Origin of the sequence: Dysgonomonas sp. (assembly GCF_035323175.1) — a bacterium.
Classification (GTDB): domain Bacteria; phylum Bacteroidota; class Bacteroidia; order Bacteroidales; family Dysgonomonadaceae; genus Dysgonomonas.
The window spans coordinates 85399-107492 of record NZ_DAOKYH010000005.1; the positions used below are offsets into that span (position 1 = coordinate 85399).

The window sequence follows — 22094 nt, forward strand, 5'->3', positions numbered from 1 at the left end:
AACTTTACATACATATAAGGAATTTTTTAAAGAATAATTGCATTTTAATGTTTTTGAATTCTTTTTTAATACTTAGTATCCTCAAATAGTCCTTGATATTTGGTTCTATTACTCTGTTTTTTTACTTTTTTGTAAAGAGGAATATTAATAAGTAAAGCTGTTTATTTTTTTCTTTCCCCTCGGTTACGGATAGAGGGTCTTACGGTGAAGATTGATTATCTATTTTAATTTGTCTCTTTTGTAGTTCATCAGTTTTTCCTTAACTTTCCACTGTTTTATAATATAAATATATTCCCCAATGAAATTATTCCTATTAGACGCATATGCGCTCATATACCGTTCTTACTATGCATTTATAAAGAATCCGAGGGTTAACTCTAAGGGTCAGAACACATCTGCTGTGTTTGGTTTTGTAAATACATTAGAGGAACTTCTTCGCAAAGAAAACCCCACACATATTGCCGTCGCATTCGATCCTCCGGGAGGAACGTTCCGTCATGATGCTTATGAGAAATACAAAGCGCAGCGTCAGGAGACTCCTGAAGATATAAGGGCGGCTGTTCCTATTATCAAGGAGATTATTGCAGCTTATAATATCAAAGAGTTGGAAGTTCCTTATTATGAGGCTGACGATGTAATTGGTACTATTGCGAAGAAAGCAGAAAAGGAGAATATAGATGTTTATATGATGACTCCCGACAAGGATTATGGTCAGCTTACATCCGATCATATATTCATGTACAAACCAAAGTTTGCAGGATCAGGATTTGATGTATTAGATGCTAAAGCCATCATGGAGAAATATGAGCTATCTTCTCCCGACCAGATGATCGATTTACTGGGTCTTATGGGTGATGCTTCCGATAATATACCCGGATGTCCCGGTGTAGGTCCTAAAACTGCTCAGAAACTGTTAGAAGAATACGGAACTATCGAAAACCTCCTTGAACATACATCGGAGATTAAAGGAGCATTAAAACAACGACTGGAAGAGAATAAAGAGCAAATTATATTCTCAAAATTTCTGGCTACTATCAAGACCGATGTTCCTGTCGATTTCAACAAAGATGAATTTGCTCGTAGAGAAATAAACGCTGAAAAAATAAGTGCTCTTTTTGAAGAGCTAGAATTCAGAACGCTTATCAGCAGGGTTCTCAAGACTGATGGTATCCCATCAAACCCTGTGAGAAATACTACAACGCATGAAGCTATACAGGGCGATTTATTTGCCGAATTATTGCCGCCTGTAGACTCTTCTTCAGATAATACAACCGTTAACTATTCCGCGTTACAGGAGCTGAAAGATATACCTCACTCTTATCATCTTGTGGAGGAAGAGAAAGAGATTTTGGAACTGATAAGTACTCTTTCTAATCAGGAATCTTGCTGTTTCGATACCGAGACTACAGGTCTCGACCCTATAGTGAGCGAACTGGTAGGGATGTCCTTTGCTTTCAAAGAGGGAGAAGCTTATTACGTTCCCGTTTCTGCCGACTTTGACGAAGCGAAGAAACTGATAGATAAATTCCGTCCGTTTTTTGAGAATGAAAAGATACTAAAAATAGGACAGAATATAAAATACGATATTATTGTTCTCAAAAAATATGATATTCATGTGCGAGGCAAATTGTTTGATACAATGATTGCTCATTACCTTATCAATCCTGAGTTGAGACACAATATGGATTATATGGCAGAAACATATCTGAAATACAGAACAATACATATTGATGAGCTGATAGGGGCTAAGGGTAAAAATCAGTTGAATATGCGTTCTTTGCGTCCTGATCAGATTAGTGATTATGCATGTGAGGATGCGGATGTTACATTGAAGCTGAAAAGCATACTTGAAAAGGCGATTGAGAAACAGGATTTAAGTAAATTATTTTACGAAATAGAGTTACCTCTTATCTATGTTCTTGCAGACATGGAATTTATCGGTGTAAGACTGGATACGGTTGCTTTAGGAGAGTATTCTAAGACTCTTACCATAGAATTGCAGAATATCGAATCGGAGATATATAAGCTTGGAGAAACAGAATTTAATATAAATTCGGCAAAGCAGGTAGGAGAGGTACTTTTTGACAAATTAAAGATTGTAGATAAGCCCAAAAAGACTAAAACAGGACAGTATGTAACCAGTGAAGAGACATTGGAAAGCATTAAAGACACGCATCCGATTGTAAATAAAATATTAGAATACAGAGGTCTTAAAAAACTTCTGAGTACTTATATTGATGCACTTCCGCTGCTTGTTGACCCCAAAGACGGGAAGATACACACATCATTTAATCAGACAGTAACAGCTACCGGAAGATTAAGTTCTACGAATCCCAATCTTCAGAATATTCCTATACGCGATGCACAGGGAAGAGAGATTCGGAAATCATTTATTGCCGATGATGGATGCTCGTTTTTCTCTGCCGACTACTCTCAGATCGAGCTCCGTATTATGGCACATCTTAGCCAAGACCCATCGATGGTAGAAGCCTTCAATAGCGGGGAAGACATACACGCTGCTACAGCCGCTAAGATTTATAAATTAAAGATAGATGAAGTAACAAGTGATATGCGTCGAAAGGCAAAAACAGCCAATTTTGGTATTATATACGGGATTTCTGTTTTTGGATTGGCCGAACGACTTACCATTCCAAGGGGAGAAGCCAAAGAGCTTATTGACGGTTATTTCGAGACTTATCCGAAGGTGAAAGAATATATGGATAAATGCATAACTGATGCACGCGAGAAGACCTATGTAGAAACTGTTTTTGGACGAAAAAGATACCTGCCAGATATCAACTCACGCAACGCAACTGTACGTGGTTATGCCGAGCGAAATGCCATAAATGCACCCATACAAGGGAGCGCGGCTGACATTATAAAAGTGGCGATGAATAATATTTTTAAACGCTTCGAAAAAGAGAATATCAAATCGAAGATGATTCTTCAGGTACATGACGAGTTGAATTTTAATGTTCTTGAAAATGAACTTGATAAAGTTCAGAAGATAGTAATTGAAGAAATGGAAAATGCATATAAACTGGCTGTTCCACTAAGAGCCGATTGCGGAAAAGGAAAGAACTGGCTGGAAGCGCATTAAAGTATTATATAGTTTTAATAATAAAGAGGTTCTTGGTTTTTACTCACAATGACAATTTAGATTTATAAAATAGTGAAATAAATCTTTCTGATTATCTTTACCCAAATTTACTTGGTTTATGAATAATCTTTTAGACAAAATAATGCAAAGCAAAAGGTACCAGTTTTTGGTATTTTTTGCTTTGTTGGTTTTTCTGTCTTTGTTGATGATGTATTTTTATCAGCCCTTATGTCCGGGGCAGGATTTCTTTTTTCACTACAGGAGGCTACAGGCATTGATGGATGGCATGAAAGATAGTCCGTGGCTTATTTATCTCGACTATAGTGCCATCGATGGTTATGGCTATCTTACAAAGGCTTTCTATCCCGACTTTATACTTATACTTTTTGCTTTGGTGGGTAATCTTACCGATGCTGCGTTTGCATATCAGTTTATGATATTCACCATGACTATTTTGTGTGGTGTATTCACTTACATAACAGTCAATACCATTTATAAAAGTTCGTACGCTGCTGCAATAGCAGCACTGTTATACTCGTTTGCTGCTTATCGTTTGCTTGATATATATCACAGGGCTGCAATAGGAGAGGCCTTGTCTTTTACTTTTGTGCCTATTGTCTTTTTGGGATTGTACCATATTATCAAGGGTGATTATAAGAAATGGTACGTTTTGGCTATAGGCTTTAGCCTGATGATATTTACGCACCTTATATCATCGGTTCTGATGTTTGTAACTATACTTATCTTTTTAGGGATTTACTATAAATCATTGCTAAGAGAGCCTAAACGTATAAAATATCTTGTTTTGGCTGGCGTTGCAACTTTGATTGTAACCGCTTACTATATTTTCCCGATGATGGAGCAAATGCTTTCCAATACGTTTTATTATGAGAGCAGGGGATTGATGTCTAAAGCTCAGGATTCTGCGCTCGGACTGCATTGGATTATCTGGGGAATGTTTGTAGGAATAATTATTCCGGAGCAAGCTCTTATTCCCGGTGTAGGCCTCTTGCTTACATTTGGTATCATTTTGCGGTTGTTTGTATATGAAAAATCGAAAGAATTAAGTAGTCTTGATATCGCCGTTATTGTAGGTTTTATCTATATTATCGCTTGTCTGCCGATATTTCCCTGGTCGGTATTTCCGTTCAGCTTGTTGAACTTTATTCAGCTGCCATGGCGTTTGCTTGAATTTTCGTGTTTCTTTTTTGCAGTGGCAGGAGGATATTACTTGTCGCGAATTTTAAAGACGAATAAGCGATTTTTGGCTGGGGGGATAATGATTGTTGCCGGAATAGCTTTGGTGCTTGTAAACGATGCGCAATCATACAAAAACTACCGTTGTGGGCGACCTGTTACTCAAAGTGCAGATATTTCGAATGATTATCATTTAGGAGGACTGGAATATATTCCCGATAGAGTACCTTCTGTAGAATATCTTCATCAGAGAGGGGACAGTGTGAAGTCAAATTATGGAGGGATGCAGATATCTGACTTTAAACGGTCAGGAAGAGTAACGGCTTTTAACCTGAATGCAACCAATGGTGAAGCTCTGGAATTGCCATTGATTTACTATAAAGGTTATACCGCCCGTCTTGATGGGAAAGCTATTCCTGTTTCGGAAAGTGATAATGGATTAGTTCAATTATCCGGTAATCAATCGGGTAGGATAGAGGTATATTATGGGGGAACTATTATACAGAGAATAAGCCTGTGTATAACAGTTTTGAGCATATTGAGCTTGTGTATTTTTATATTTTTACAGAAAAGAAGAGAAAATGAAGCTAGATAGTCTTATAGCAGATAAGAAATATCACTTTTGGATTTTCTTCTCTGTTTTATTATTTCTTTCTGTTTTGTGTTCTTTTGCATACGGAACTCAGTTTTTGGGTGGCGATGACTATTACTTTCACAATGCTCGCTTCGAAGCCTTAATGCAAGGGTTGAAAGATGGAACATTTCCTTCATATATAGACTATCAGGGGCTTTATGGCTATGGCTACCTTGTAAAAACATTTTATTCCGATTTTATTCTTATTCCATACGCTCTATTAGCTAATTTGACGAGTAAAGATTTTGCCTATTGGTTCCTTTATTTTTCTATGACAATGATGTGTGGAACTTTTATGTACATTTTTGTTCGTAAAGTTTATAAGAGTGCGTATGTGGCATCTGTGAGCTCGATACTGTATACTTTTTGTTTATACCGTTTACTCGATTTATATTATAGAGGAGCATGGGGCGAAGCCTTTTCATTTACTTTTCTGCCGATTGTTTTTCTAGGACTTTTTTACATCATTAAGGGTGATTATCGGAAGTGGTATGTTATTGCCATTGGATTTTCTTTGATGATTTTTACGCATGTCCTTTCCACTTTGCTGTTGTTTATTACAGCAAGTATCATACTGCTTGTTTATTATAGAGACATGATAAAAGAGCCCAAACGTATATACTATTTGATTTTGGCAGGCGTGGTTACAATCGTTTTGACGAGCTATTATTTGTTTCCGTTTTTTGAACAGCTCTTATCCGATACGTTTTACTTTCAGAAGTTTAAATACTCGCCTTACACTACTGCTCAGAGCAGGCTCGATTGGTTGACGATCTTGAAAGGTTCACTTGAAGGTTTTACACTCGGTCAGAAATCTACAGGGATAGGGTTGTTGCTCCTTGTTCCGTTATGCTTGCGCTTTTTTGTGAGAGGAAATAAGGAACAAAAGAAATATATAAGAAGTATCGATATAGGGGTTCTTATCGGTTTGTTTTATATTGTTCTCACATCCACTTTAGCACCTTGGACACGCTTCCCTTTGTCTTATCTGAGTCTGATACAGTTCCCGTGGAGGCTATACGAGTTTGTTGTTTTCTTCTTTTCTGTGGCAGGAGCTTATTACATATACTTGCTGTGTAAAAAAAAGAATATTCAGCTTGTGGCGTTTTCATTATTGGTCGTTTTAACTTCGGTTGTTATTGTAATTGATGCTTCAACGTATAAAGAAATAAAGGTAGAGGCTCGTTTATCCGATAAAGATTATTTGAACGAAACCACTCATTATACAATGGCGGGAATGGAATATTATCCTTCAAGAATGCCATACCTTGATCCATTTATCCTACAACGTGGAGATAGCGTGGCGTCTCAGCTAAAGGAAATAGAAGTATATAACTTTGAACGGTTTGACTATATTACCCGGTTTGATATAAAAACCAATGTAAAAGACAGTATCGAATTGCCTCTCATTTATTATAAAGGATATGCTGCGTCTCTCGACGGAATAAGTATTCCTGTTACAGAAAGTAGCCAAGGTCTTGTGCAGATCCCTATCGATCGGTCGGGTAGAGTAGAGGCTTATTATAAAGGAACTTTGCTACAAAAACTAAGTTTTTATATTACTATTCTAAGTATATTTGTGCTGTGTTCATATATTTTTCTTCAAAGAAGAAAAGACAAACATCTTAAATAATAACGAGTATGCGTAATTTTATTTATCTAGATCTCTTATATCCTGTCTTTATGTTTATTTTCGGTATTATAATGATATCGAGCCCTCGCTCTTTGATGCGTAAAGCAAAATACGATGAAGAAAGCCTCAAAACCGAGTCGTGGGTAAAGAAACTCGGGATAGGACTGTGTGTATTTGCTGTTGGTTTTGGAATATACATATTCTATAAGTTGAAATATGCTTGACGGATTTGTAGAGTATGGCTACATAGGTCTGTTTTTGGCATCTTTTCTTGCGGCTACTATATTACCTTTCGGTTCCGAAGTCGTTTTTGTTGGTCTTATTGCAGCTGGTCTTAACGGTTGGTCGTGCGTTCTTATCGCCTCTGTGGGAAACTGGTTAGGAGGAATGACTAATTACTATTTAGGACATCTCGGAAAGGTAGAATGGATAGAGAAATACCTGAAAGTAAAGAAAGATAAAATAGATAAAATGCAGCGATGGTTGGAAGGGAAAGGTGCGGCGATGGCATTTTTTAGTTTTCTGCCCGTTGTAGGTGATATTATAGCCCTTGCCTTAGGCTTTATGCGTGCCAATGTTTATATTGTAAATGCAACCATGTTTGCCGGTAAGTTTGTGCGCTATGTACTGATAATGTATGGCGTAAATTGGATTATCTAATTCTATAGATTCCTATTTTTTCATGTTGAATAAAATGCCCCGTTAAGTAAAACAGAATTCCTCTCTATTTCTGTTTATTCTCAAAAATTATCTATTTATATCTATTCTCTTATCATGCTGAGGAAGGAAAGATCAATTATTATAAATTATATGAAGGAGAATATAAAGTGACAGAATAAAGTAGCCAAATAAGTGTCACTTTTGTCACTTTTTTTGTATTTAATACCCATTAAATCAGTTTTTTATGTATATTTCTATTTGTCACCTTTTTATGTAAAATATTGTTGTGCTTCGTTTCATGTGGAACAAAAAATGGAATTTGTTAATTTTTAGGTCTTTATTCTCGCTGTATATCTTATTTCTGTTAAAACTCCAAGATTGTAGAACTGAAAAATCAATATGTTTATATTGCAGAGAGTGATAAAGCAGTAACTTTGTATATTATTAAAAATTAGAGCTTAGAAATAAAATAATATGTCTACAATATTGTTTCATGAAATAGTGTTTGGTCCTATACACAGTCGTCGTTTAGGGTCATCTTTGGGTATGAATTTGCTTCCGTACGATGGCAAGTTGTGCTCGTTCGATTGTATCTATTGTGAATGTGGGTATAATGAAAATTTCAGGACAAAGACTAAATTGCCTAGTCGTGAAAATGTTAAAGCTGCTCTGGAAGACAAGCTGATGCATTTGCAAAAAGAAGGAACAGCATTGGACGTAATCACTTTTGCCGGAAATGGAGAACCGACGATACATCCTCAATTTGCTGAAATTATTGATGATACAATCGAACTTCGGGATAAGTATTACCCTCAAACTAAAATCAGTGTGCTTTCGAATGCTATGCATGCCGGAAAGGAGAAGGTGTTTAATGCACTCAAGAAGGTAGATAATAATATACTTAAGCTTGACTCGGCCTGTATTGATACTGTGCGGTTGATAGATCGTCCTAATTCGCCTGAGTATAGTATAGAAAAGCAGATAGAACTTTTTAAACGCTTCGAAGGCAATTTTATTATGCAAACAATGTTTGTAAGAGGTAGTCATAAGGGTAGGGTAGTGGATAATACAACAGAGGGTGAAGTTTCGGCTTGGTTAGAGGCTGTTAGAGCGACAAAACCCCGCGAGGTTATGATTTACACTATCGACAGAGAAACCCCTGAAAAAAACCTTGAAAAAGTGCCTGTGGAAGATTTAAGAAAGATCGGAGAACGTGTGGAGGGGCTTGGTCTTGGTATTGAAGTTTTGGTTACAGCATAAGTTTGAATTATATAAATAAAAAGATATGGTAACAATCGTTTTTGCTCATCCTTGGCATGGTAGTTTTAATAAAGCAATATTGGATGCAATTATTGACGAATATGATAATAATAATGTGGCTTATGAGGTATTAGATCTCCATAAAGATAACTTTAATCCGGTGTTTACAGAAGATGAATTGTCTGTATATAACAAAGGAAAAGTACTTGATCCATTAATTCTTAGATATCAGCAAGTGATAAAAAAATCTGACAAAATGATATTTATTTTCCCTAATTGGTGGAATACTATGCCTGCTATTTTGAAAGGTTTTTTTGACAAAGTGCTGTTGAAAGATTTTGCTTTTAATTACGAAGGAGGCTTCAATGCTCTTTTGGACATAGAGCAATCCCTTATTATTACTACGTCTGAGCATCCGAGCCCTAACTTTAAAAATACGATCGAAAATGGCCTTATTGGAGATATGCTCAAGCCGGTTGGTATCCGTAACAGTCTTTGGTTGAGCTGTGAAGGAACATCAAAAGGAACTGACGAGATGCGAAAATCCTTTATTGATCGTGTAAGACAGGCGATTAGGTAATGCTTTGTTGGACTTTTATAGGCTACTATTTTTACTTTTGATAGTGGATTCTGACATTTTGATCTAATTATATGTTAAATTAAGTTTTTTTCAGATTTTTTGATTGATACAGTATCTATTTTTATTTTGTAAACAGTGCATTTGTATACCTTTTAAACGAAGAAAATATTCTTTAGTAATACTTACACAAAGTGGCTTTTTTTTTAACGCGGTTTAACCTGTGTTAATTCAAAAACCAGCATACATTTGTTGCGTATTTAAACAGTATAGTTTAACACTTTTAATTAAGTATTATTTATGAAAAAGATTATTCTTTCAGGTATCATGGCTATCGCATTAATCGCCTCTACCAGTGTAATGGCTCAAGATGTAAAAACAGCTAATCAAGCAAAAAAAGCCCCTAAAACAGAAGTTAAGGAAGCCAAACAAGCAGCTAAAACAGAAGTGAAAGAAGCTAAAGAAACTGCAAAAACAGAAAAGAAAGCAGCTAAGACAGAAGTGAAAGCAAAAAAGGAAGAAGCTAAAGGTAACGTGAAAGCAGCAAAAGCTGAACTGAAAAAGTAAATAGCTCACTGTGAACCTTTTCACAGTTATCAGAATCTTATTCTGAAAATAAAAGATCGGTACGATTTTCGTGCCGATCTTTTTTATGTGTTTGGTTATAGGTATGCTCTACTTAATACTTTCCAATAGGTTGTTAGCTAATCTGCTTGCTCCTATACGGAAATATTCTTTATTCAGATATTCATCGCCCAGTACTTCTTTTACTATCGTATAGTACTTTACGGCATCTTCTGTTGTGGAAATACCTCCTGAAGCTTTAAATCCGGCTTTATTCCCTGTTTTCTGGTTATATTCTTTAATTGCAGTACACATAACGTATGCTGCCTCGAGAGTAGCACCTTCATATACTTTTCCTGTTGAAGTTTTTATAAAATCAGCACCTGAGTATAATGCGAGGATAGAGGCTTTCATTATATTCTTAGCGCTTTTTAGTGCCCCTGTTTCAAGTATTACCTTTAGCTTTGCTTCACGGCATGCGTTCTTTATTTCGTCTATTTCTTCACAAACGTCTTCGTAGTTTTCTTCTAGGAAGTATCCTAGATTGAGTACAATATCTATTTCATCGGCTCCAGTTGCAACAGCAAGTCCTGTTTCTGCTATTTTAACTTCGGTAAATGTTTGAGATGAGGGGAATCCACCTGCTACTGAGGCTATATTTACATTTGCCGTTAAAGCTTCTTTTACTGTTTCTACAAAGTTGGGGAAAACGCATATTGCTGCTACATTGTCTACATCGCTTGATCCTTCGAAGTCGTTTACTGTTTCTGTAAAATTCCAGATTTCTTCGCGCGTATCTGTTGCATTCAATGATGTGAGATCTATGCAGGAATATATCCTCTTATATACCTCTTTGGTATTATTCTGATCGAATTTCTTACTGATTATCTCATTCACTTTCTGAGTGATATCAGCATCCTTAATGTCTGTTTTATATTTTTTTAGAGTATCTCTGTATTTATCTACTTCTGCCATTCTATTTCAATTTTTCGTTGTTTATATGCCTGTCTTTATCTCTGTTAGTCTTTTTTTCAATATTCTTTTTTAGGGCGTCTGTGAGATCTATCCCTGTTTGATTTGCGAGGCAGATAAGTACCCACAGTACATCGGCCATTTCGTCACCAAGATCTTTGTTCAGATCAGACTTCTTGAAAGATTGATCGCCGTATGTACGTGCCATGATGCGTGCCAATTCGCCTACTTCTTCGGTGAGGATAGCCATGTTGGTTAGTTCGCTGAAATAGCGTACGCCCACGGTTTTTATCCATTGGTCTACTTCCTGTTGTGCTTCTTTTATTGTCATGTTATTCTTTTACTTTCGAGTCGATCCATATAGTTACAGGACCGTCATTTATGAGTTCTACCTTCATATCTGCTCCAAATTCGCCTGTTTGTACCGGTTTACCTAGCTTGTTCCCTAAAACGGCACAAAATTCTTCATACAAAGGTACTGCTATTTCGGGTTTGGCTGCATATATATAGGACGGACGATTTCCTTTTTTAGTGGAAGCATGTAAGGTAAATTGCGATACTACAAGTATTTCGCCATTGATATCTTTTATTGATAAATTCATTACACCTTCCTTATCGTCAAATATCCTGAGGTTTACAGCCTTGTTGCAGAGCCACTCTATGTCGTCTTTACTATCTGAATTTTTTATGCCTACAAGGATAAGAAGCCCTTGATTTATTGTTGATTTTATACTGTCGTTGATTGTAACTGATGCTTTACTTACTCTTTGTATTAATATCCTCATGTTTGATAAAATAGAGTCGCATAATTAGATATGGACTTTAAAATTAGAGATTAATTTGCAAATATACCTAAGTTGCTTCATTTATTACTAACACAAGTTGAGGTTAATAATTATTTGTATAATCCACTATATTACTATTGATATACTTTAGCAGCTTCCCACCCGATCATAGATGTCTTGCGGATATGTCCCCAATGATAGTCTCCCAGAGCCCCTGTAGACTGTATTATTCGATGGCAAGGTATGAGGTATGCTACGGGGTTTTGCCCCACAGCATTTCCCACTGCCCGACTAGCTTTAGGGCTCTTTATGAGATTAGCAATATTCTGGTATGACGATAATTGCCCCATCGGGATATTTAGTAAGGCTTGCCACACTTTAAGCTGAAAATCAGAACCTTTGATATGTAATTTTATTTTATCAAGGCTCTCCCAATCCAAATTAAATATCCGTATTGCATTCTTTTGGATTTCGTCTGCTGAATTCTGATAATTTGCTTTAGGAAAAATACTTGTGAGGTTCTTAATTGCTTCTTTATGGTCTTCTGCAAATGACATGTGGCAAATTCCTTTTGGGGTTGAAGCCACAATTATTTTTCCAAATGGACTGAGAGCAAAGCTATAGTTTATAGTAAGATAGCTTCCCTCATTTTTGTATTCGGCAGGGGTCATTCCTTCTATATTTATGAATAGATCATGCAATCTGCTCGTGCCTGATAAGCCAACTTCGAATGCGGTATCGAATAGTGTTGCTTGTGTTTCTCTTAAGATCTGTTTTGCATGTTGTATGCTTATATACTGTAGGAAGCGTTTAGGGCTAACACCTGCCCATTCTTTGAATAATCGCTGAAAATGGAAGGGACTAAGATGGATATGTTCTGAAATCTTATCCAAACTAGGCTGATATTTGTAGTTTTCACTAATATATTCTATTGCCTTTTTGATGCGATTGAAATCTAATGATTCTTGATTAAGCATAGTTTTGGTTTTTTATTCTACAAAGCTACATCGTAGTTTATAATTATAGAATCCATTTCTTGCTGAATTTGTTCGCTTTTAGTCTAATTACTTTTCCTCTATAATAGCAAGAAATGGATTTTAGGCGACTGTATGACAGAATATATTTGTACTGTTTAATTAAATAGAACAAATATGAAAAAGCTAGAAGGAAAGGTAGCCCTTATAACAGGAGCTACAAGCGGTATAGGTAAGGCGACAGCTATCGATTTTATTGAGAACGGAGCAAAAGTAATTTTTACAGGACGCTATCAAGATACAGTAGATAAAACAATGGCTGAATTAGGAAATCAGGCTATAGGTTTCGTTTCGGATAGTGGGAATATGTCTGACTTATTGGCTATTAATGAAAAGATCAAGTCGATTTCACCTCGGATAGATATCCTGTATGTAAATGCAGGTTTTGGGAAATATGCGCCTATTGAGGCAGTCACAGAAGAACATTTCGATGACATGTTTAATGTGTTGGTTAAAGGAACTTTGTTTACGGTACAACAAGTATTGCCATTGATGGGAGAGGGGAGTTCCATAATATTGAATTCTTCGAACGTGACAAAGATGGGAATGCAGAATTCTTCTGTTTATTCTGCTGCCAAATCGGCGATTTTATCCTTTGTGAAGACATTTGCGGCAGAATTATCTTCGAGGAATATTCGTGTAAATGCAGTAAGTCCCGGGCCGGTAAGTACAAATTATTTCGATCGATCTAATCTTTCTAAAAATCAGATAGATAGTATTGTAGAATATGTGTTACCTCAAGTTGCACTAAAGAGGTTTGCGCAGCCTTCTGAAATTGCTAAAGTGGTAACATTCCTTGCCTCTGATGATGCTTCTTTCATACAGGGAGCAGAAATATCTGTCGATGGTGGTTTTCCGGAGGTTAGGATATAATCTATATATGATTAGAGGTGTCTTAAAAGTAGACACCTCTCAATCTTTTGTTCCAAAAAATTAAATGCTATCCCATTCTACTTACTCGTTATGTGTTTCTTTTTCAATATTTTCCATTTCCTTGTGAAGAGATTTTAATCTCATCCCAAGGTATATTCTGAAGAAACCATAAGAGATGAACGAAATACTAATGAGCGCTACTATAAATCCTGATGTTAGAACAGGACTCATTATGAAAATAAATGACAAAATCACACCCAAAACAGCTAATGTTAGCAACCATCCCCAGCCTTTAGCTCCATTTCTTTGTAATTCTACGGCTCCTCCTATTCCCCAGATAGACTGGAACATTACCCAGAACCCAACGAAATATGAGAGTACGATTGCGATTACTGCAGGAGACATTGATATAAGAATGATACCGAATAATAAGTCTATAATACCACTTACTAAAGTCCACCCCCAGCCCTTGAGTGTATTTCTATTTGACACAGCAAATATTATTTCGAAAACACCACTAACAAAGAAAGTTACAGAAAATACAATTGATAATGCTGTAATTGTAGTCCACGGAGATGTTAAGCACCAAATTCCCAGCATTATAGCTAGTAGTCCGATTAACAATGAAACCCACCAGTATTTGACGGCTTGTTTTACAGAATAAAATAAATCATTTCTCATGTGTACGTTATTTTTAATTAGTTTATGTGTTATAATATTATAACGTCTACGGACTTATTTAGTTTCGAGAAAGTTAAATGTGATGAATGATTATACGCTATTTTAGAGCGAATCTTTTTAGGTATAATTTATTTTATTCTTTCTTACAAGTGTAAAGTTTTATTGTACAGCTACTTAGGCTTATGACTCTTTTTCTTCGGTAAAATATTTCTCAATTAATGTAGCTTTGTGTTTACCGACTACTTTTTCGATTTCCTCGTTAGACGCTGATTTTATTCTTTTTACACTTTTGAATTCTTTCAGTAGAAGCCGTTTAGTCTCTTCACCAATGCCTTTGATATTATCTAATTCAGATTTCACCTGTCCCTTACTTCTTTGGTTTCGGTGAAATGTAATTCCAAATCTATGTGCTTCATCTCTAAGGTGTTGTATAATCTTTAAAGATTCACTGTTTTTGTCCAGATAGAGTGGGATAGAGTCTTCCGGATAGTAGATTTCTTCAAGCCTTTTCGCTATCCCGACAATGGCTACTTTGCCATAAATACCAAGTTCTTTTAACGATTCACAAGCTGCACTTAGCTGACCTTTGCCTCCGTCGATAACAATAAGCTGGGGTAGGGGGCTTCCTTCTTCTATAAGTCTGTGGTATCTCCGATATACAACTTCTCGCATTGTTGAAAAATCGTCAGGCCCAACTACTGTTTTAACATTGAAGTGGCGATAGTCTTTTTTTGAAGGTTTTCCCATTTTGAAGACTACGCATGCCGACACGGGGTTGGTTCCCTGTATGTTAGAGTTGTCGAAACATTCAATGTGTGATGGCAAGTCTTTGAGGTTCAGATCTTTTTGCATTTCTTTGAGAATGCGAGTACCCCTTTGTTCGGGATTTAGACTTTCTGCTCTTTTTAATTTGTCTAGTTTGTATTGCCTTACGTTCTGAGTTGAAAGAAGCAATAGTTTTTTCTTATCGCCTCGTTGAGGAATATTAATTTCTACGCCATCTAATTTCAGGTCGGGGAGAAATGGCACAACAATTTCTTTCGCTGTAGAGCCAAATCTTTTTCTTACTTCAACAATCCCCAAAGCAAGCAATTCTTCTTTTTCTTCTTCTATCCGTTTTCTATATTCGAATGTATATGCCTGTATAACAGCACCATTATATACATTCAAATAATTTATATATCCTGCATCTGCATCTTCATCATAGCTGAATACATCAATGTTATATTTGATTGAACTTACTACGGTTGATTTATTTTTGAAATTCTCAATTAATATAAATTTTTCTTTCAGTTTATTTGCCTCTTCAAATTCTTGCTTCTCGGCTAGCGCCTGCATTTCTGAATAGATAGATTCGCTTACAAGATTGGTATTCCCTTTTAAGATTTCCTGAATAGCATTTACATTTTTAATATATTCTTCAGAATCCTGTAAACCAACGCAAGGACCTTTACATCTTTTTATATGATACTCTAGACAGACTTTATATTTTCCTTCTGCAATTTTCTCCGGCGTAAGATTTAATGAGCATGTACGAATAGGATACAATTTGTGGATCAACTCCAGGAGAGTCTTTACACTCAGCACATTAGAGTATGGACCAAAATATTTAGAGCCATCTTTTAATATTTTTCTCGTTATTTCTATCCTAGGAAAATATTCATTCCTAATAACAATAGACGGATATGATTTGTCATCTTTCAGCATTACGTTGTATCGCGGCTGAAATTCTTTGATCAGGCTATTCTCCAGTAGGAGAGTGTCTTCTTCTGATTCAACAATGATATATTTGATATCTTTTATCTTGCTGACCAGTATTCTCGTCTTTGGACTGTCCTCATGGTTTTTTGTAAAATATGAAGAAACCCGTTTTTTTAGATTTTTTGCTTTCCCTACATATATAATTACTCCCTTGTCGTCATAATATTGATAACAACCGGGCTTCTGGGGAATATTTCTAATGATATTTTTTAAATAATCATTAATCATCGTTCTATTTTCTTTACTTATTGTATTTTACGTGAAATTATTAATTTGTTTTCTATACTACAAATGAATATCTATTTATAATCAAAAAGAAAGGGAAGAATTCTTTTTCTCCCCTCCTCCTAAATTTTTTGTAGAATTTAAATCTCGTAATGAATCAAAGAATTAATATCAATCTCTGCAGGGAATAGCTTTCTACCTTCTAGTGCATCCAGCTCAATGATAAAGTTGACATATATTTTTTTCACTCCCATGTCCTTTACTAACTTGTATGCAGCATACATTGTGCCTCCTGTAGCTAATAGGTCATCATGGATCAACACCACATCGTCTTTTGATAGAGAGTCTTTGTGTATTTGAATTTTATCTACTCCATATTCTTTTTCATATTCCTGTTCGAATACTTCTGCAGGTAATTTTCCGGGTTTTCGAATTGGGACGAAACCGGCTCCAAGTTCTAAGGCCATAATTGGCCCCATGATAAAACCTCTCGATTCTATACCAACAACTTTTGTTATTCCTTTATTCTTGTATTCGTCTAAAAGAACTTCTGTAAGATTTGATAGAGATTCTTTTGTTTTAAATAATGGAGTGACGTCCTTGAATTGAATTCCGGGTATCGGGAAGTCGGGTATGTTTCTTACCGTTTCTCGGAGAGTTAAAAGCTTTTCTTCCTTTTCTTTTTTGTCCATTTTTTTGTTTAGTATTAGTCGTGTTTCACGTGGAACAATTTTTATTTTAGTATACGTTCCACGTGAAACATCTTCATTTATCTGCCTAGTAGCACAAGAAGAATAGATATGTCGTTGGGTGAAACGCCGGGGATTCTGCTTGCTTGAGCAATTGTTTCTGGGTTTATTTTTGATAATTTTTGTCGTGCTTCTGTTGATAGGGAAGAGATGTTTTCGTAATCAAACTTGTCTTTGATTCGAATGTTTTCCAGTCGTGTTATCTTTTCTGCTATCGTTTGTTCACGTTTTATATAGCCGTCATATTTGATTATGATCTCCGCTGCTTCGATTATTTCTTCCTTTCTGTTCGGGATTTTATCAAGTTCTGCTTTGAAGGCAGGGATGTATTCTGCGATGCTTTTTATTGTGATTTGTGGACGTGTGATTACATCTTTTAGCTTCATGCCTTGCTTAAGAGGGTTGGTTCCGAGGTTGGATAACCCTTCGTTAATGTATTCCGGCTTGAGGGAATAATTAGCCACGAAGTTTATTATCTTTTGAACCTCTTCTTTTTTCTCATTTAATAGAGCAATTCTTTCTTGTTTTGCCAGACCTATGTTGTATCCTTTTTCTGTTAGACGTACATCAGCATCGTCTTGACGAAGAAGAATTCTATACTCTGCTCTTGATGTAAACATCCTATAAGGTTCGTCTACGCCTTTTGTTACAAGGTCATCTATCAATACACCTATATAAGCTTCATCTCTTTTTAATACAAATTCGTTGCCTCCATGGGTATTGATATGCGCATTTATTCCTGCTATTAATCCTTGTCCTCCCGCTTCTTCGTAACCTGTAGTTCCATTGATTTGACCGGCAAAAAACAAGTTCTTAACGAGCTTCGTTTCCAACGTATGTTTTAGTTGAGTAGGGTCGAAGAAATCGTATTCTATTGCATATCCGGGTCTATATATATGTATATTTCTGAATGCCGGTATTTTCTGTAAAGCCTCAATTTGGGTATGGAGTGGGAGAGAAGATGAGAACCCATTTAAGTAGTATTCTTGTGTGCTTTCTCCTTCCGGCTCGAGAAATAGTTGGTGAGATGTTTTCTCTTCGAAAGTAACTATCTTTGTTTCTATACTTGGGCAGTAGCGTGGCCCGATACTTTTTATCTGCCCGTTGTATAGTGGAGAATCATCCAATCCATCGCGTAATGTCGAATGGGTATCATCGTTTGTATACGTTATCCAGCAGCTAAGTTGTTTCAGTGTGCGTGGCGCATAGTCAAGGTATGAGAACTTATGGAAGTCATCATCTCCTTTTTGCTCTTCCATCAGGCTAAAGTCAACGCTTCTTCCGTCTATACGGGCAGGGGTTCCTGTTTTCATCCTGTCGGTGGTGAACCCAAAATCCCTCAATTGTTCGGTGATTCCGAATGAAGCGGGTTCAGAAACACGTCCTCCGCCGAGTTGTGTTTTACCAATATGCATCAATCCATTCAAGAAAGTTCCGTTGGTAAGAACTACCGCTTTGGCCGAGAATTCCACACCCATCGCCGTTTTTACTCCTGTTATTGTTTTGTCTTGAATGATGAGTGAAGTGACAGTGTCTTGCCAAATAAAAAGATTATCGGTGTTTTCAATAATCTCTCTCCACTTCATAATAAATCTGGCTCTGTCACTCTGAGCTCTCGGGCTCCACATTGCCGGCCCTTTCGATTTATTAAGCATGCGAAACTGTATTGCTGTCTTGTCTGTAACGATACCCATTTGCCCTCCAAGCGCATCGATCTCTCGAACGATTTGTCCTTTTGCTATTCCCCCTACTGCGGGGTTACAGCTCATTTGGGCAATCTTATTCATGTCCATTGTTATGAGCAAAGTCTTCGAGCCCATATTGGCTGCCGCTGCGGCTGCTTCGCAGCCTGCATGACCTGCCCCAACGACAATTATATCATATTTGAAATTCATCTTATTTAAAAGGGGATAATAATTATTTGCACTGCAAAGTTAGTACTTTTTGTTTTCTTTTTTATGTGCTAGTTTACAGTACAATATAAATTAACAATATTCTTTATGCTTTGTTGGCATTTTCTATTGCTAATTTTATTTTTTCAGCGTCTGATAGCAATATCGAATACTCTTCGTTGAAGTTGTCGAAGATGGGGGATTGGTATTGCATTTCTCCTGTATATCGACTCCTGAAAGAACCGTGGAACTCTTTCAATCCTGTAGCCTTTGCAAGATCTGCAATGTTATTTTCTGTAATCCCTCCACCCGGCATAATGATGATGCGGTTGTTTGCTTTTTCTATTAATTGCTTTAAAATATCTTTTCCTTCAGGGGCTGTTTTCATTCCGCCGGAGGTAAGTATTCTATCGCATCCCAGTTCGATAATATCTTCGAGAGATTTATTCAAATCGGAGCATCTGTCGAATGCTCGATGGAAAGTAGTACTCATGCTATATTGGTGAGCAATCTCAACCAGTTCTTTATTTCTTACTTTGTCTATTGTTCCATCAGTATTCAAGATCCCAAAAACTACTCCGTCACATTTAGCTTGTCCGCAATGATGGATGTCTCTTTTCATCATTTCAAACTCGAGATCATTATATAAAAAATCACCTCCGCGCGGACGTATAATTACATTCACCTGTATATTCAAATTCTTGCGTGTGAATTCTATTTGCGAAAGGGCAGGGGTTGTGCCTCCCTCTTCGAGATTATCACATAATTCTACCCGAACAGCTCCTCCTTTTTGAGCTTCGATTGCTGATTGTGCTGAATTTGCACAAACTTCGGCTACTATATTCATTGTAACTTTCTTATTATTAATTGATTATTCTATTTTTGATTTTTGAAGTTCCAAATATAAAGAATAATTTATTATTTAAACAAATATTCAGATGCTTTGGTTATATGATGCTTAATGTCTTAATTATTATAATTTTTTTGAATTTGTATTCGCAATTATCTTATAACTAGCTAAATAAGTGTATTTATGATGGAGTGTTATATAAAATATAATAACAATGAAAATGAAATATTAACTTTGCTGACTTTCGCACTGAAAATATAATGAGTAAATCAAAAGGAATTGCATTAGCGTTGATATCATCCGGAACCTTCGGGCTGATAGCATTTTTCTCTATTCCCTTATTGAAATCAGGGATGCATATTCCTTCTATATTGTTTTATCGTAGTTTGTTGGCGGCAGCTTTTCTGGGTATTGTATGTCTTATTCGGAAAAGAAACTTTAGAATCTCTCCTAAATTGGGTACTCAGCTGTTATTCTTGGGGTTGCTTTATACGATGACATCGATGGGTTTAATTTACTCTTATAATTTTATCTCCAGCGGAGTTGCTACTACTATCCATTTCCTTTATCCTGTGGTAGTTGCGTGCATGATGATCATATTTTATAAAGAGAAATTATCTCGTAACTTGTTGTTTGCAGCCGTCTTGGCTTTAGTTGGAGTTGCTTTGTTGTGTTGGAGCGATACAGGATTTATTAATACCAGAGGGCTTTTGTCTGTATTAATGACTGTTTTTACATATTCAGTTTATATTGTTAGCTTAAACAGAAATAGTATAAAAAGCCTTGATCCGGAGGTGTTTACTTTTTATGTAATGCTTTTTGGAGCATTTATTTTCTCTGTGTTTTCATATTCTACCACAGGTATAGAAATAGTTCCGAATGCCATGTCGTGGTTTAATCTGATAGGATTGGCCTTATTTGCGACCGTTCTTTCGGGATTGGCTTTGGTTTCGGCTGTTAAGTATGCCGGATCTACCATTACCTCCATACTCGGGTCGATGGAGCCTGTAGTGGCTACTTTAGTTGGCATATTACATTTTGGAGAACCATTCGGGTGGAATAGTTTCTTCGGGCTCGCTCTTGTAATAGGTGCTGTTACATTGGTAATAGTTACAAGCAAGGAAAAATCCTTAGAAGATTGATAATAAAAGGGTATCTATTGCTTTTACTATCTCACTGCGTGATCCCGTAAATTTATTCACCATAATTGTAAATGCATACTTTTCGTCTCCGTTTATGTAATAACCCGCAAAGCATTGCACTCCTCCGATACTCCCGCTTTTCATCGATATTTTCCCTTCCAGTTGTGTACCTTTCAATCGATTTCTTACTGTACCGTCTTTTCCTGCTTTTGGCAGAGATTCTAAGAAGGTATCGGCGTATTTACTTTTTGTCTGCATATAAACGAGAAGGTCACACATGAAGTTGGGGCTTACAGCATTAGCCGGAGATAATCCGCTTCCATCGTACATTATTAGTGCTTCTGTATCTAATCCTTTGCTTTTCCACAGATCGTTTACTCCTTCTATCCCTGCATCGAGAGCCGAATAATAAATATCTTTGTTTTTATCTCGTCCTATTGTGCGTATCAGGTGTTCGGCATAATGGTTGTTACTTCTTACATTGGTATCCTTTATAATGTCTTTCATAGGGAATGAAAGGTGTGTATAGAATACCTTTTCATCGAAATATTTCTTTTCTTTCTGATACTTCTGACTAAAATATTTTTCATAGGTATTATTCACCGTACCGACTTCATATTTGTTTTCCTGCAATAGTTTACTTATTGTCTGGCCTAAATAAAGCCCCGGATTCGGAATATCTCCCTTTATGCTGAATGATGCCTTTCCTGCGGGGATATCTCCTGTTAGAAGCCTTTTATTTGACATGGGAGACCCATGTATGTATCCGTTATCTGCATCATTATTATTCAGCTTGAGTCTATTTTGGAAATCGATGTTTATTTCCGGTTCAGTTTTTACAATCAGGGGACAAGTATCCGCATTTAGCGTATTGAAGTAAAGCTTATAGGTATTGTCGAAGATACTTATTCCGTATGATCCTGAAGCATAGTAATTTCCGATATCCTGATATGTCCATTGCTCCGAAATACCGTCATATCCAAAATAATCATCTATAATGGTGATATCAATTTTGTCGTTGGAATGAAAGTTTTCTTTTATTTTGTCTATCCACTGAGAAAGAAATATGGAAGGAGTATTATCCAAAAATTCTGTTCCTAAGGTGGGATCTCCATATCCATGAATGAGCAAACCATTTTTATTGTTTTTATCCTTTGCCAATGTTGTTTTATATCTATAGTCAGGTCCGAATACTTCGAGTGCGCTCGCTGTAGTTACCACTTTGAGTATCGATGCCGGAGTATAAGCTTTATCCGGATCGTTTGATATTATTTCTTTTCCCGAAAAATCTTTTACGCAAATTCCAACAGAGGCGTGTTTTAAACCTTTGTTATTTAAAAATTGTTGTAGGCTTTGTTCTCTTGTTTGGGCTGACAAAGTGTAATGTACTAGAACAAAGAATATTAATAAATACGGGATTTTCAAATTCTTCATGAGCAAAATGCTGAAATTAAATTAGAAAAATAAATATCTTTGTAAAGATATATAAATAAAATAATTAAGAA

Annotated in this window: 20 protein-coding genes; 10 read left to right on the forward strand and 10 right to left on the reverse strand. The window is 36.3% G+C overall.

The features are described 5' to 3' along the window. The first annotated feature begins 298 nt into the window (after positions 1-298). From polA to PKC55_RS08440, 8 genes are all read left to right on the forward strand, one after another. Positions 299-3100 (forward strand): DNA polymerase I, encoded by a 2802-nt coding sequence (gene polA, locus PKC55_RS08405; RefSeq protein ID WP_291126175.1) that lies wholly within the window; start codon positions 299-301, stop codon positions 3098-3100. A 118-nt stretch (positions 3101-3218) separates the two neighbouring features. Beyond that, positions 3219-4892 (forward strand): putative glycosyltransferase family protein, encoded by a 1674-nt coding sequence (locus tag PKC55_RS08410; protein ID WP_291126172.1) that lies wholly within the window; start codon positions 3219-3221, stop codon positions 4890-4892. Then, entirely contained in the window at positions 4879-6564 is a 1686-nt protein-coding gene (locus tag PKC55_RS08415; protein WP_324372639.1) for a putative glycosyltransferase family protein, read from the forward strand. The genes PKC55_RS08410 and PKC55_RS08415 overlap by 14 nt, the downstream gene beginning before the upstream one ends. An 8-nt stretch (positions 6565-6572) precedes the next feature. After that, positions 6573-6788, forward strand: a complete 216-nt coding sequence (locus PKC55_RS08420; RefSeq protein WP_135105345.1) for a hypothetical protein — start codon at positions 6573-6575, stop codon at positions 6786-6788. Then, positions 6781-7224, forward strand: coding sequence for a YqaA family protein (locus PKC55_RS08425; RefSeq protein WP_135105346.1), 444 nt, complete (start codon positions 6781-6783; stop codon positions 7222-7224). The genes PKC55_RS08420 and PKC55_RS08425 overlap by 8 nt, the downstream gene beginning before the upstream one ends. Before the next feature lie 474 nt (positions 7225-7698). Continuing rightward, positions 7699-8484: a radical SAM protein gene (locus tag PKC55_RS08430; RefSeq protein ID WP_291124356.1), complete on the forward strand. Its 786-nt coding sequence runs from the start codon at positions 7699-7701 to the stop codon at positions 8482-8484. A 25-nt stretch (positions 8485-8509) separates the two neighbouring features. Further along, a complete protein-coding gene (locus tag PKC55_RS08435; RefSeq protein ID WP_283685570.1) occupies positions 8510-9064 on the forward strand; it encodes an NAD(P)H-dependent oxidoreductase in 555 nt (184 codons plus the stop codon). Positions 9065-9361: 297 nt separating this feature from the next. Next, entirely contained in the window at positions 9362-9628 is a 267-nt protein-coding gene (locus PKC55_RS08440) for a hypothetical protein (RefSeq protein WP_006841609.1), read from the forward strand. A gap of 108 nt (positions 9629-9736) precedes the next feature. Here the strand turns inward: PKC55_RS08440 and deoC are convergent, their stop codons facing one another. The 4 genes from deoC to PKC55_RS08460 all read right to left on the reverse strand — a co-directional run bounded on the left by deoC (position 9737) and on the right by PKC55_RS08460 (position 12359). Continuing rightward, positions 9737-10600: a deoxyribose-phosphate aldolase gene (deoC, locus tag PKC55_RS08445; RefSeq protein ID WP_135105349.1), complete on the reverse strand. Its 864-nt coding sequence runs from the start codon at positions 10598-10600 to the stop codon at positions 9737-9739. A gap of 1 nt (position 10601) precedes the next feature. Next, positions 10602-10928 (reverse strand): nucleotide pyrophosphohydrolase, encoded by a 327-nt coding sequence (locus PKC55_RS08450; RefSeq protein ID WP_006841611.1) that lies wholly within the window; start codon positions 10926-10928, stop codon positions 10602-10604. 1 nt (position 10929) lies between these two features. Continuing rightward, positions 10930-11382 carry a D-aminoacyl-tRNA deacylase gene (gene dtd, locus PKC55_RS08455; RefSeq protein ID WP_291124352.1) on the reverse strand — a complete coding sequence of 151 codons (453 nt, stop codon included), beginning with the start codon at positions 11380-11382 and terminating at the stop codon, positions 10930-10932. 134 nt (positions 11383-11516) lie between these two features. Further along, positions 11517-12359, reverse strand: a complete 843-nt coding sequence (locus PKC55_RS08460) for a methylated-DNA--[protein]-cysteine S-methyltransferase (protein WP_291124350.1) — start codon at positions 12357-12359, stop codon at positions 11517-11519. 174 nt (positions 12360-12533) lie between these two features. On the opposite strand from PKC55_RS08460, the gene PKC55_RS08465 reads away from it, so the two are divergent. Next, complete coding sequence (locus PKC55_RS08465; protein WP_291124348.1) at positions 12534-13289, forward strand: SDR family oxidoreductase; 756 nt, start codon at positions 12534-12536, stop codon at positions 13287-13289. Positions 13290-13370: 81 nt separating this feature from the next. Here PKC55_RS08465 and PKC55_RS08470 read toward each other — a convergent pair whose 3' ends face one another. The 5 genes from PKC55_RS08470 to PKC55_RS08490 all read right to left on the reverse strand — a co-directional run bounded on the left by PKC55_RS08470 (position 13371) and on the right by PKC55_RS08490 (position 19444). Next, positions 13371-13970, reverse strand: coding sequence for an HdeD family acid-resistance protein (locus tag PKC55_RS08470; protein WP_135105353.1), 600 nt, complete (start codon positions 13968-13970; stop codon positions 13371-13373). Between the two features lie 180 nt (positions 13971-14150). Beyond that, positions 14151-15959 carry an excinuclease ABC subunit UvrC gene (gene uvrC, locus PKC55_RS08475; protein WP_291026730.1) on the reverse strand — a complete coding sequence of 603 codons (1809 nt, stop codon included), beginning with the start codon at positions 15957-15959 and terminating at the stop codon, positions 14151-14153. 137 nt (positions 15960-16096) lie between these two features. Continuing rightward, a complete protein-coding gene (locus tag PKC55_RS08480) occupies positions 16097-16648 on the reverse strand; it encodes an adenine phosphoribosyltransferase (RefSeq protein ID WP_135105355.1) in 552 nt (183 codons plus the stop codon). Between the two features lie 77 nt (positions 16649-16725). Beyond that, positions 16726-18600 carry a tRNA uridine-5-carboxymethylaminomethyl(34) synthesis enzyme MnmG gene (mnmG, locus tag PKC55_RS08485; RefSeq protein ID WP_283685563.1) on the reverse strand — a complete coding sequence of 625 codons (1875 nt, stop codon included), beginning with the start codon at positions 18598-18600 and terminating at the stop codon, positions 16726-16728. 103 nt (positions 18601-18703) lie between these two features. Beyond that, positions 18704-19444: a copper homeostasis protein CutC gene (locus PKC55_RS08490; RefSeq protein ID WP_291124914.1), complete on the reverse strand. Its 741-nt coding sequence runs from the start codon at positions 19442-19444 to the stop codon at positions 18704-18706. Between the two features lie 263 nt (positions 19445-19707). Between PKC55_RS08490 and PKC55_RS08495 the strand changes: the two genes are divergently transcribed. After that, a complete protein-coding gene (locus PKC55_RS08495) occupies positions 19708-20589 on the forward strand; it encodes a DMT family transporter (RefSeq protein WP_291124916.1) in 882 nt (293 codons plus the stop codon). On the opposite strand, the gene dacB is transcribed toward PKC55_RS08495, so the two are convergent. After that, positions 20578-22023: a D-alanyl-D-alanine carboxypeptidase/D-alanyl-D-alanine endopeptidase gene (gene dacB, locus PKC55_RS08500; RefSeq protein WP_291124919.1), complete on the reverse strand. Its 1446-nt coding sequence runs from the start codon at positions 22021-22023 to the stop codon at positions 20578-20580. The genes PKC55_RS08495 and dacB overlap by 12 nt on opposite strands. Positions 22024-22094 lie beyond the last annotated feature (71 nt).

What these genes read in the sequence shown, in the direction of transcription:
- PKC55_RS08460 (WP_291124350.1), bottom strand. Translation starts at nt 12,359, where the DNA reads ATGCTTAATCAAGAATCATTAGATTTCAATCGCATCAAAAAGGCAATA.
- PKC55_RS08415 (WP_324372639.1), top strand. Translation starts at nt 4,879, where the DNA reads ATGAAGCTAGATAGTCTTATAGCAGATAAGAAATATCACTTTTGGATT.
- polA (WP_291126175.1), top strand. Translation starts at nt 299, where the DNA reads ATGAAATTATTCCTATTAGACGCATATGCGCTCATATACCGTTCTTAC.
- dacB (WP_291124919.1), bottom strand. Translation starts at nt 22,023, where the DNA reads ATGAAGAATTTGAAAATCCCGTATTTATTAATATTCTTTGTTCTAGTA.
- deoC (WP_135105349.1), bottom strand. Translation starts at nt 10,600, where the DNA reads ATGGCAGAAGTAGATAAATACAGAGATACTCTAAAAAAATATAAAACA.
- PKC55_RS08450 (WP_006841611.1), bottom strand. Translation starts at nt 10,928, where the DNA reads ATGACAATAAAAGAAGCACAACAGGAAGTAGACCAATGGATAAAAACC.
- PKC55_RS08420 (WP_135105345.1), top strand. Translation starts at nt 6,573, where the DNA reads ATGCGTAATTTTATTTATCTAGATCTCTTATATCCTGTCTTTATGTTT.
- PKC55_RS08410 (WP_291126172.1), top strand. Translation starts at nt 3,219, where the DNA reads ATGAATAATCTTTTAGACAAAATAATGCAAAGCAAAAGGTACCAGTTT.
- PKC55_RS08480 (WP_135105355.1), bottom strand. Translation starts at nt 16,648, where the DNA reads ATGGACAAAAAAGAAAAGGAAGAAAAGCTTTTAACTCTCCGAGAAACG.
- PKC55_RS08465 (WP_291124348.1), top strand. Translation starts at nt 12,534, where the DNA reads ATGAAAAAGCTAGAAGGAAAGGTAGCCCTTATAACAGGAGCTACAAGC.
- PKC55_RS08490 (WP_291124914.1), bottom strand. Translation starts at nt 19,444, where the DNA reads ATGAATATAGTAGCCGAAGTTTGTGCAAATTCAGCACAATCAGCAATC.
- PKC55_RS08440 (WP_006841609.1), top strand. Translation starts at nt 9,362, where the DNA reads ATGAAAAAGATTATTCTTTCAGGTATCATGGCTATCGCATTAATCGCC.
- PKC55_RS08430 (WP_291124356.1), top strand. Translation starts at nt 7,699, where the DNA reads ATGTCTACAATATTGTTTCATGAAATAGTGTTTGGTCCTATACACAGT.
- PKC55_RS08470 (WP_135105353.1), bottom strand. Translation starts at nt 13,970, where the DNA reads ATGAGAAATGATTTATTTTATTCTGTAAAACAAGCCGTCAAATACTGG.
- PKC55_RS08425 (WP_135105346.1), top strand. Translation starts at nt 6,781, where the DNA reads ATGCTTGACGGATTTGTAGAGTATGGCTACATAGGTCTGTTTTTGGCA.
- uvrC (WP_291026730.1), bottom strand. Translation starts at nt 15,959, where the DNA reads ATGATTAATGATTATTTAAAAAATATCATTAGAAATATTCCCCAGAAG.
- dtd (WP_291124352.1), bottom strand. Translation starts at nt 11,382, where the DNA reads ATGAGGATATTAATACAAAGAGTAAGTAAAGCATCAGTTACAATCAAC.
- PKC55_RS08495 (WP_291124916.1), top strand. Translation starts at nt 19,708, where the DNA reads ATGAGTAAATCAAAAGGAATTGCATTAGCGTTGATATCATCCGGAACC.
- mnmG (WP_283685563.1), bottom strand. Translation starts at nt 18,600, where the DNA reads ATGAATTTCAAATATGATATAATTGTCGTTGGGGCAGGTCATGCAGGC.
- PKC55_RS08435 (WP_283685570.1), top strand. Translation starts at nt 8,510, where the DNA reads ATGGTAACAATCGTTTTTGCTCATCCTTGGCATGGTAGTTTTAATAAA.